This window comes from Conyzicola sp. (genome assembly GCF_057073975.1).
Window position 1 is genome coordinate 41,349 of the sequence record NZ_JBXMIS010000125.1, and the last position, 10,535, is coordinate 51,883.

The window sequence follows — 10,535 nt, forward strand, 5'->3', positions numbered from 1 at the left end:
CTCCGTGTCGAATCTAGGCCGAGCCACCGACATTGGAGAGGGGTCGTCAGCCGCGCGCGATGACCTCGCCGTGGGGCATCGCCATGAAGCCGGAGCCGTCGGCTGCCCACGCACTCCAGGCGCGGCTGATCCGCTCGAGGTCGGCCTGGTCGGCGAGGCCCTTTGCCAGCGCGTCGCCGGCGAAGGCCGACTGCAGCACGCGGTCGGCCCACATTCCGCCCCACCACGCGCGGTCTTCATCGGAGCTGAAAGTCCAGATGGATGCCGTGGCTGCCACCTCCGCGAAGCCCGCCTCCAGCGCCCACTGCTTCAGTCGGCGACCCGCGTCGGGCTCACCCCCGTTGGAGCGGTGAACGCCCTGGTAGAGCGACTCCCACAGCGCGATGCCCTCCGTGCGCGGATGGATGATGGTGCCCGCGTAGTCGACGTCGCGAACCGCAACGACTCCCCCCGGCTTCACCACCCGCCGCAACTCCCGCAGTGCGTCGACCGGTCGAGCCAGGTGCTGCAGCGTCTGGTGGGCGTGCACGACGTCGAAGGAGTCGTCGGGGTAGTCGAGCGCGTAGGCATCGCCGACCACGAAATCGACGGTGTCGAGGCCCTCTCCCAGCGCGGCCGCCTTCGCGATCACGTCGGCGGCGGCATCCAACCCGATCACGCGGCCGGGGGCCACGCGCGCGGCGATGTCGACGGTGATCGTGCCGGGCCCGCAGCCGACGTCGAGCACGCTGGCGCCGGGCACCAGATACTGAGCCGCGTAGGCGGCGGAGTTCTCGACCGTGCGCCAGGTGTGCGAGCGCAGCACGCTCTCGTGGTGGCCGTGGGTGTAGCGCTCCTCTGTCATCCGCCAAGCATAGGGATCTGCCAGCCTAGGCTTGGCGCGTGACCAATCCCTTCCTCGTCGAGTCCACCCTGCCGTTCCAGCTGCCGCCGTTTGCCGAGATCCGCGACGAGCACTACAAGCCGGCCTTCCTCGCCGGTTTCGAGGAGCAACTGCGCGAGGTTTCGAATATCACCCGTCGCCGCGACATGCCGACATTTGACAACACCATGGTGCCGCTCGAGCGCAGCGGGCGCATCCTCCATCGCGTCGCGACGGTGTTCTTCACCAAGAGCTCCGCCGACACGACGGATTTCATCGACGACCTCGAGGCAGAACTCGCACCCATGCTCTCCGCCCACTCCGACGCCATCCGCCTCGACGCGCAGCTTTACTGGCGCATCAAGACACTGCACGACCAGCTCGACCACCTGGGCCTCGACCCCGAGAGCCGGTACCTCGTCGAGCGCTACTACATGGAGTTCACCATCGCGGGCGCCGGCCTGGCCGAGGAGGACAAGGGAGCGCTGCGCGACCTCAACGCGCGGCTGTCGACCCTGACCACGCGGTTCGAGAAGAACCTGCTCGCCGACAGCAACGACCTCGCTGTCGTGTTCGACACGGCGGAGGAGCTCGCCGGCCTCGACGCGGCAGAGATCGCCGCGTGCGCGGAGTCCGCCCGCGAGCGCGGCCTCGACGGCAAGTTCCTGGTGACCCTCGTGCTGTTCACCGGCCACCCCTACCTCGCTGCCCTCACCAACCGTGCGTCACGCGAGCGCATCATGGCGGCGTCGCGGGCGCGCGGCATCCGCGGCGGAGAGAACGACAACCGCGCCCTCGTGCTCGAGATCTCCGCGCTCCGCGCAGAGCGGGCGGCCCTTCTCGGCTTCGAAAGCCACGCGGCGTGGGTCACCGCCGACGAGACGGCGGGCTCGCCCGCCGCCGTCGCGTCCATGCTCGGCCGCCTGGCGCCGATCGCAGCCCGCAATGCCCGCGCAGAGCAGGCCGACCTCGAATCGCTGGCGGGGCATCCGGTCGAGGCCCACGATTGGGCCTTCTATACCGAGAAGGTGCGCACCGCGACCTTCGACGTCGACACCGCGGCCATGCGCCCGTACTTCGAGGCGGAGCGCGTGCTGACGGACGGGGTGTTCTTCGCGGCTACCCGGCTCTACGGGGTCACCTTCACCGAGCGCACCGACCTCCTCGCGTACCACCCCGACGCACGCGTCTTCGAGGTGACCGACGAAGATGGCACGGCCGTCGGCCTGTACGTCTACGACCTCTACACTCGCGACTCCAAGCGCGGCGGCGCATGGATGAACTCCCTCGTCGAGCAGTCAACGCTGCTCGAGACCCCCGTCATCGTCACCAACAACCTCAACGTGCCCAAACCGCCGGCCGGCTCGCCGACGCTCCTCACCTACGACGAGGTCGAGACGCTGTTCCACGAGTTCGGGCACGCTCTGCACGGGCTGTTCGCGCGCGTGACCTACCCCAGGTTCGCCGGAACCTCGGTGTACCGCGACTTCGTCGAGTTCCCGTCCCAGGTCAACGAGATGTGGATGCTGTGGCCAGAGGTGCTGCAGAACTACGCGATCCACCACGAGACCGGCGAGCCACTGCCGACGGCGCTCGTCGAACGGCTGCTCGCCGCGGCATCCTTCAATGAGGGCTTCGCCACGAGCGAGTACCTCGCGGCCGCCATGCTCGACCAGGCCTGGCACTCGATCACGACGCCACAGGGAGACGTGGAGGCGTTCGAGGCGGCCGCCCTCGCCGCCGTCGGCCTCGACAACCCCGCCGTGCCGACCCGGTATGCGAGCACCTACTTCGCCCACGTCTTCAGCGGCGGCTACGACGCCGGCTACTACTCCTACATCTGGAGCGAGGTGCTCGACGCCGACACCGGCGACTGGTTCCGGGAGAACGGCGGGCTGACGCGCGAGAACGGCGATCGGTTCCGCTCGCTGCTGCTCGGCGTCGGCGGCTCGAAGAACCCGCTCGAGGCCTACCGCGAGTTCCGCGGCCGCGATGCGGTGATCGAGCCGCTGCTGAAGCGACGCGGGCTGGCCGACTAGGCCAGTGCGCGCAGGGTCGAGAGCCGGGTCTCGAGGTCGGCTCCCTGCGGAACGATGATGACCTCGTCGGCGCCGGTCGCGGCGACGAGGGCGTCGATGCGCGACCGCACGTGCTCCAGCGTGCCGATTGCCTGGTGCGCGTTGCGCTCTGCCACCCAGGCGCGTTCCGTGTCCGTCCAGTCGTGGGCGAGCGCCTGCTCCAGTGTCGGGATGCGGTCGGGGCGCTGTCCGGTGCGCAGCCGGATCATGGTGAGCGCGTTCGGCAGCGACAGTCGCTCGGCGTCATCGGAGACGAGGGCGTTGACGGCAACCATCGAGTGCGGCTCGTCGAGCACGACGCCCGGCTGGAAGGCCGCGCGATAGGCATCGAACGCGGCCGGGGTGTCGTCACCGCCCGCGAAGTGATGGGCGAAGGCGAACGGAAGGCTCAGCATGCCCGCGAGCCGGGCACTGAACGTGCTCGAGCCGAGCAGCCAGGCCTGCGGCGCATCCCCTGCACCGGGCGTCGCGACGATGGCAGAGCCGATGCCGTTCTCGAGCGGCTCGATGACGCCGAACCAGGCGAGCAGCTCGACCACCTGGTTGGGAAAGTCGTCAACCGTCTCCACGCCGACATTGCGGCGCAGCACCGATGACGTGAGCTGGTCGGTGCCGGGCGCTCGACCGAGCCCGAGGTCGATGCGGTCGCCGTGCAGCGCGACGAGGGTGCCGAACTGCTCTGCGATGACCAGCGACGAGTGATTGGGAAGCATGACCCCGCCAGACCCGACCCTGATGCGCTCTGTGGCATCGGCAATCGCCCCGATCAGCACGGCCGGCGCCGAGCTCGCCACGGCGGGCATGCCGTGGTGCTCCGCGACCCAGAACCGCTCGTAGCCGAGGCGGTCTGCCTCTGTGGCAGCGGCGATGGTCTGGGCGAGGGCGTCGCGGTGCGACATCCCGTCGACAACGGATGCGAGGTCGAGAACACTGAGGGGAACGGTCACGCGGTCTACAACCTCGAGACCGCTCGCTGGATTCCTAGAGCCCGCGCTCGAGCACCGCTATGGCCTGCGCCGCCTTCGTCGTGCCCGCTGCCTCAGCGGCCTGCGCCAGGCGCGAGTCGAGCTCTGGGGTGAGCTCGAGATCGAGTCGGATGAGGCGCTCGTCACGGAGGAACCGGCCGGTCACCGGCAGCACGATGCTGCCGAGCACGTCGAGGATCGCGACGACGCCAAGGAGGCGCCAGTACCAGTCCGCGTCGTCGCCCGGTATGTCGCCTCCCGTCCCGATCGGCAGGCAGAGCAGCAGGGCCACGACACCGACGATCGCAACGGTGATGGAGAGCAGGGTGCGAACCACGCGGTTGCGGCGCTGACCGAGCAGCAGCAGGAGGTTGGCGTGCGCGAAGCTCACGGCGAGCACCCCCGTCACCCCGAAGACCCGCAGCAGTGGCTCTGTCGACTCCCAGTTCGACCAGTCGACCCAGATGAGCAGGAGGCCGCAGGTCAGGGAGACGGCGCTGACCGCGACCCCGACGAAGCCGACAATCTGCAGCGCACGCCCGACCACCGCGAGGTGGCAGAGCACGCTGATGCTGAACACCGCGAACAGCAGTGTGGTGAGGAGCACCTTGGCCTGGATCTCACCCCACGAGCCGCTCAGCAGCGTGATAATCCCGATGAGGGCGGTGAGGCTCAACGAGACGATGATGGCGATGATCGCCGTTCGACGTGCCGTGTGGACGTTCATGCCCGCAGCCTAGCGAACGGGCTCCCCCGCACGGGAGCCCCGCCACGACAGCCAGAGCATGACGATCCCGCCGACGATGAGACCCCAGAAGGCGGAGCCGACCCCAACCACGCTGACACCCGACGCCACCACGAGGAAGGTCAGGATGGCCGCGACCCGGTGCTCCGGCGCCTCCAGAGCACTCGTGATTCCTCCGATCAGAGCGCCGAGCACCGCGAGGCCTGCCACCGTGACGATGAGGATGAACGGCGCTGCGGCGACGAGCGCCGTGGCGAGGCCGGCAGCCAGCCCGAGGAGCAGGTAGACGATTCCCGCGGTGAACGACGCGATCCAGCGCTTCTCCTTGTCGGGGTGCGCCTCCGGGCTCGCCATCAGGGCGGCGGTGATGGCGGCGAGGTTGATGACGTGCCCGCCGAACAGGGCGGCACCCACGGACGCCACTCCCGATCCCACCAACGCCGCTCTCGACGGCACGTCGTAGTCGAAGGTCTTCATGACGATGATGCCCGGCACGTTCTGACCGGCCATCGTCACGATGAACAGGGGAAGGCCGAGGCTGAGGATCACAGGGATGTCGAACACCGGCGGCACGAACTCGAGGCGAGGCGCAAGGCTCGCCGAGTCGAGCCAGCCAGGGGTGGCGACGATCACGATGACGATGATCGCCACGAGCATGGCGGCGGGCACCGCCCAGCGCGGAGCGAGGCGGAACAGCACGAGCCAGGTGACGATGACGGGGAGCGCGAGCAGCCAGTTCTCTGAGAACAGAGCCTGACCGGGCACGACGCAGATCTGGAACAGGATGCCGGCGAGCATGGCGCTGGCGATCGGCCGCGGGATGCGGGTGATCAGTCGTCCGAGCGCCGGCCAGAGGCCGCACAGCACGATGAGAACCGCGCACACGATGAATGCCCCGACCGCGCTACCGAACGACAAGGAGCCATTGGCCGCACCCGCGGTCACGAGCAGCACGGCGCCGGGCGTCGACCAGGCGAACGAGATGGGGATGCGCAGCCACAGGCTCAGCACAGAGCAGGTCACCCCGACCACGATGCAGAGGGCGAACAGCCCGGATGCCGCTTGCGCATCCGTCGCGCCAACAGCGCGCAGACCCGCGATCACGATGGCGAAGGAGGTGGCGAATCCGGTGATCGCCGCGACGATTCCGGCGGAGATGGGCTGAAGCACCTCGCCAGCCTAGGGCCGGCCCGCCGTGCCCCTCGACACCGCAAGCGCTTGCAGACACAATGGTGCAGTGCCGATCCCCCACCTCACCGACTCCCCATTCGACCGCTACCTCGCCGACCTCGCGGCGGTCGCAGAATCCAGAGACGACGTCGTCGGCCTCGCCGCGTTCGGCTCCACAGCCGACCGCTCGCGCGTCGACGAGTGGTCAGACCACGACTTCGCGTGGGTGACCGCCGACGGCGCCCAGAACGGCTATCGCCACGACCTCTCGTGGTTGCCGGGCTCAGAGACGATCGCGCTCTCTGTCGTCGAGCATCACGGCGGCGTCAAGGTGATCTACGACGACGGCCGCGTGCTCGAGTTCGGCATCACAAGCCTCGCAGACTTCACCAACTGGGCAGGCAACCGCATCGAGGTGATCGTCGACAAGGGCGGGGTCGCCGAGGCGGTCGCCGTCATCCTGTCTGCGCCGCTGCCGGAAGGAGACCCGGATGCCGACCGCGCCATCCGCCTCGTGCTGACGCAGCTTCTCATCGGCGTGGGCCGCTATCGCCGCGGCGAGGTACTGAGCGCCGGACGCAGTATCCGCGACGAGGCCACCGCCTACCTGCTGATCGCCCTCGCGCAGCGCCGTGGAGGCGCATCAGAGCGACTCGACACCCTCGATCCCCGTCGGCGCTTCGACTTCGTGCACCCGGAGGCTGCCGAGCACATCGAGCGGGCGATCCGGCTCGACCCGGAGTCGGCCGCGCGAGAGCTGCTCGCTATTGCGGAGTCGAGCTTCGGCACCGGCTTCCCCGCTCGCGGTGCCGCGGCTGTTCGCCAGCGGCTGGGGTGGAGCTAGCGGGGCGAATCGAGACCGGCGATGCGCTGCAGCGCCGCGTAGAAGACGGCCGACGCCGGGTCCTCGATGACGTGATGGTTGAGGTAGGCGTCGGTGAGCCAGGCGAGCGCCTCATCCTCCGGGAGCCCGACCTCGACCCAGTTGACACCGGGCAGTCCGGCCGCCGCCGGCTCGTCGGTGTGCGGGTCGAGCCACGCCCGGGCGATCGGGTTGTCGTGCGAGGCACCCGGCGCTGTCCACAGCAGCTCGATGGGGTGGTTCTCTCCATCGGCGTGCTCCTGGTCGACCGAGCCGGCACCGAGCCACGGCAGCATGAGGATCTCGCCCTCGATCTCGACGTCGATGAGGTCGAGCTGGGCCGGCTCCGTCTCGCACACGTAGAGGCTGTAGCCGGCCTCGTGCCACGCCGCCGCCTCGACCGAGTCCTGCTCGAGACCCGGCATGAGCGCATGAACGTCGCGCGCGAAGGCCGTTGCCCACTCGAGCAGAACGGGAGTCTGGTGGCGGGTGAACGGAGACACGTCGGTGACGTCGCCGTTCGCCCGGTGGTAGTGATGCTCTGTGCCGTCGTCGGTCACGTCGATGTGCAGCTGCGCTCGTTCGTAGTTGACCGAGACCGCGGTGGTGCTCGTCTCCTCATCCCACTCTGCGTCGAGCTCCGGCTGCTCGAGCCCGCTGGGCAGCGGGAGCCTCGCCGCGTGCTTCTCGCCGAGGTTGAGGACGACGCGAAGGGTCGAGTCGGGCAGGCGGGGTCGGTCGTCGTTCACACTGCAAGTGTTCCACCATTGGCGACTCGCGATAATCGCCTGTGCACCACGAGGGCGCTACTGTCATAGTGAGCCATTCTCCCCGAGTCGTGAGGACCGTACCTACGTGCTTGCCGCCAAGCGACTCCTGCAGCGCGGCTCGCTGTTCGCGGCCCTCGCAGGAGTCTCGGCCATTGTCACCGGCCTCGCCGTCGGCCTCACCGGGTATGTCGCCGAGGCGGAGGATGCCGGCGCTCGACTCGAGGTGGCGTCACGCACCGGCTCGGCGGCGGCGCTCGACGCGTCGCTCGACCTCGTTGACGACTCCGACGACCAGGACGCCGCGATGCGGCGGGTGCTCTCCTCGCTGCTGCGAAGCAACGGATCCCCCATCGCCGTCGACGTCACCCGCACCACTGCGACGGAGTCGCTTGTCGCGTTCACCCAGCACGCCGGCGCCGTGCAGCGCGCACAGTTCAGCACGGTAGAGGGACTGGAGGATGTCGCGAGCCTCGTCGAGGGCAGCTGGCCGACGACACCCGGCGACGCGACGGTGCAGGCGGACGCGGCGGACATCCTCGAGCTCGGCGTCGGCGACACGATCGACGTCGAGGGCACGAGCCTCACGATCACCGGCACCTGGCGGGTCGACGACCCGATCGACCCGCGGTGGTTCGCGAACCCCCTCGTGACGACGGGCTTCGACGAGACGCGCGCTGGCCCCATCGTGGTCGCCGAGCCGACCATCGCGGCGATCGGCGGAACCGTGCGGGTGCACTGGACGATCGTGCCCGACGCGCAGAGGATCTCGGCATCCGACCTGTCTTCGGTCATCGGAGCGTGGCAGCAGCTCGGCCGTGCCGTGCGCGCCGAGGGCACCCTCGACGGGGCTACGCTCGATGCCTCTGGCGGGCTCGCTCGCACCGCCACGCAGTTCGAGAAGCGAGCGAACGCGCTGCGAGCGGTCGAGCCGATCGCCATGCTCACAGTTGCCGCGGTCGCGGTCATCTCCGTAGTCGAGCTCGCCCGCCTGCTCGCAGGGCTGCGGTCGGCCGAGACGCTGCTGCTCTGGTCGCGCGGATCCCGCTCACGCAGGCTCGTCATCGTCAGCGTGATCGAGGCGGGCCTGGTGGCCGCCGTCGGCGCGGCACTCGGAGTCGTGGCGGCCCTTGCCATCGGCAGGGGCTCATCCATGGTCGTTGCGGCGCCGCTTGCGGTCGTGGGCCTCGTCGTCGTGACGATCGGTGTGACGACCGCCACCGGCATCCGCGGCCTCTCCCGCAACGAGCTGCCGACCGACTCCGACCGCGCGCGGCGCATCGGCGGCCTCGGGCTCGTCGCCCTGCTCTGCCTCGCCGCCGTGATCGCGGTGTGGCAGCTGCTGCGCTACGGCTCCCCCATCTCGACACCGCCATCCGGTCGCCCGCAGGTCGATCCCCTCGCGGTTCTCGCGCCGTCCCTCGCCCTCGTCGCGCTCGTGCTGCTTGCATCTCTCGCGCTGCCGGTGCTCGCGCGCGTGGCAGAGCGGCGGGCCGCGGTCTCCACCGGGTACTCCCGTGTGCTCGCCGCGCGCACTCTGGCGCGTCGTCGCTCTGCGGCGCTCACCCCATTCGTGTTGTGCGCTCTCGCCTTCGGGCAGCTCGTCATCGCCGCTGGCTACGCACAGACCTGGAGCGACTCCTACACGGCGGCCCAGCAGCTGCGGTCCGGCAGCGAGCTGCGCGTGACCGCCGGGCCCCGCGTGCTCTCGCCGGCAGTGCTCGACTCGATCGACGCGGCCGACGGGGTCACTGGCTTCGCCCCCGTGATCGACTACCCCGTGTCGATCAGCGCCCTCTCCGGTCAGCTCGTGGCGGTGAGCCCCACTGCCCTTGAGGCGCTTGCAGTGAGCACGGCAGTCGATGCGGGCGCTCTCGCCGAGGCGATCGCCATCGACGCTCCAGGGCCGACACTGCCGGTCGGTGCCAGCGACATCCGCATCGACGTGACCACCACCGGGCTGGACGCCCCTCCCGCAGCAACCGCCCTGCTGTCGTCGCCATGGGGCGGGCTGCACTCCCTCGCCCTCGTCGCCGATGCAACGGGCTACTCTGGCGACCTCCCACCGGCCGACTACTCGCCGGAGCAGGGCTGGCAGCTCGTCGCCCTCGACGTCAAACTGCCCCCGACGACCGAGGTGCAGTCGCTCTCCGTGACAGAGATCACCGCAGACGGCGCGCCTGTCGACCTCGGAGCCGAGTGGACCGCCATCGCCCTCGCCTCGCAGCCGTTCCCGATCAGCTCCTCCGGTGATGTCGGCTTCCGGTCGGTGGGTGAGGCGACCAGCGTGCGCCTGGTGCCGGCGTACCGCGACGACCCGAATGCGGCAACCGTCTTCGAGGCACCCATCGTGATGTCGGCCAGCCTTGCCAGTGCCACCGGCATCGAGGTCGGCGACAGCTTCCGCATCTCGCTCGACCCGCGGGTCGACGAGGTTCAGGTCGTCGTTGCCGCCATCGCCCCGGCAGTGCCCGGCTCGGCCGCTGACACTGCTCTGCTCATCGACGCGAGCATCGTGCAGGCGGTGCAGCTGCGTTCCTACGCCGTGCCGCCGACTCCGAGCCAGCTCTGGGTCTCCAGTTCGAACGCCGCGAGCTCTGCTCTGGCGCTCCGGTCGGTGCTGCCAGCCGGAGCCGTGGTCGAATCCGCGGCGAGCGATCCAGCCCGCGGGGTACTCGCCTCGGCCTCTGTCGCCCTGTGGATCGGCGCAGCTGGCACTGGCATCCTCGCCATCGTCGCCCTTGGCGCGGCAAGCGCCTGCTGCACCTGCTGTGCAACGCCGGGCAAGACTCCTTGTCGTGGGCCGCCCGCGGCGCCGACGTCACCGGCGTCGACCTCGCCGCTTCCGTCGTCGCGCTTGCCCGCACCAATTTCACCCAACAGGGCCTTCACGGGCATTTCGAGGTCGCCGACGCGGAGCAACTCCCGTTTGCCGACAATGCCTTTGACTTGATTTATGGGCACGGGGTTGTCCAGTACACGCCCAACCCCGGGCGGATGTTGGAGGAATGCCGCAGAGTGCTGAAGCCAGGTGGCGAGGCCGTTTTTCAGGCCTACAACCGCTGGTCGTGGCTGAACGCGATGTC

The 10,535-nt window shown here is 69.5% G+C and carries 8 protein-coding genes; 3 read left to right on the forward strand and 5 right to left on the reverse strand.

Annotation, left to right across the window (positions count from 1 at the left end; all coding sequences use genetic code 11):
• Positions 1-46: 46 nt before the first annotated feature.
• The gene (locus tag AC14A7_RS11495) at positions 47-844 is read right to left on the reverse strand and encodes a methyltransferase domain-containing protein (protein WP_484009156.1); all 798 of its coding nucleotides are present in this window, start codon (positions 842-844) and stop codon (positions 47-49) included.
• Positions 845-882: 38 nt separating this feature from the next.
• On the opposite strand from AC14A7_RS11495, the gene AC14A7_RS11500 reads away from it, so the two are divergent.
• Positions 883-2,901, forward strand: a complete 2,019-nt coding sequence (locus AC14A7_RS11500; protein ID WP_484009157.1) for a M3 family metallopeptidase — start codon at positions 883-885, stop codon at positions 2,899-2,901.
• On the opposite strand, the gene AC14A7_RS11505 is transcribed toward AC14A7_RS11500, so the two are convergent.
• Genes AC14A7_RS11505 through AC14A7_RS11515 form a run of 3 tightly spaced genes read right to left on the reverse strand, consistent with a single transcriptional unit; the run spans position 2,898 to position 5,820 of the window.
• Positions 2,898-3,887, reverse strand: a complete 990-nt coding sequence (locus tag AC14A7_RS11505; RefSeq protein ID WP_484009159.1) for an LLM class flavin-dependent oxidoreductase — start codon at positions 3,885-3,887, stop codon at positions 2,898-2,900. The two genes, AC14A7_RS11500 and AC14A7_RS11505, sit on opposite strands and share 4 nt — an antisense overlap.
• A 34-nt stretch (positions 3,888-3,921) precedes the next feature.
• Positions 3,922-4,632 carry a hypothetical protein gene (locus AC14A7_RS11510; protein ID WP_484009161.1) on the reverse strand — a complete coding sequence of 237 codons (711 nt, stop codon included), beginning with the start codon at positions 4,630-4,632 and terminating at the stop codon, positions 3,922-3,924.
• A 9-nt stretch (positions 4,633-4,641) separates the two neighbouring features.
• A complete protein-coding gene (locus tag AC14A7_RS11515; protein WP_484009163.1) occupies positions 4,642-5,820 on the reverse strand; it encodes a benzoate/H(+) symporter BenE family transporter in 1,179 nt (392 codons plus the stop codon).
• A gap of 67 nt (positions 5,821-5,887) precedes the next feature.
• Between AC14A7_RS11515 and AC14A7_RS11520 the strand changes: the two genes are divergently transcribed.
• A complete protein-coding gene (locus tag AC14A7_RS11520; RefSeq protein ID WP_484009165.1) occupies positions 5,888-6,664 on the forward strand; it encodes a hypothetical protein in 777 nt (258 codons plus the stop codon).
• Here the strand turns inward: AC14A7_RS11520 and AC14A7_RS11525 are convergent.
• Positions 6,661-7,431: a hypothetical protein gene (locus tag AC14A7_RS11525; RefSeq protein WP_484009167.1), complete on the reverse strand. Its 771-nt coding sequence runs from the start codon at positions 7,429-7,431 to the stop codon at positions 6,661-6,663. The two genes, AC14A7_RS11520 and AC14A7_RS11525, sit on opposite strands and share 4 nt — an antisense overlap.
• Before the next feature lie 2,715 nt (positions 7,432-10,146).
• Between AC14A7_RS11525 and AC14A7_RS11530 the strand changes: the two genes are divergently transcribed.
• Positions 10,147-10,535 (forward strand): class I SAM-dependent methyltransferase (locus AC14A7_RS11530; protein ID WP_484009169.1); only part of this gene is annotated, 389 nt, incomplete at its 3' end.

Bases quoted from the DNA above. Each gene is read 5' to 3' on its own strand.
- AC14A7_RS11495 (WP_484009156.1), bottom strand. From the start codon at position 844: ATGACAGAGGAGCGCTACACCCACGGCCACCACGAGAGCGTGCTGCGC.
- AC14A7_RS11510 (WP_484009161.1), bottom strand. From the start codon at position 4,632: ATGAACGTCCACACGGCACGTCGAACGGCGATCATCGCCATCATCGTC.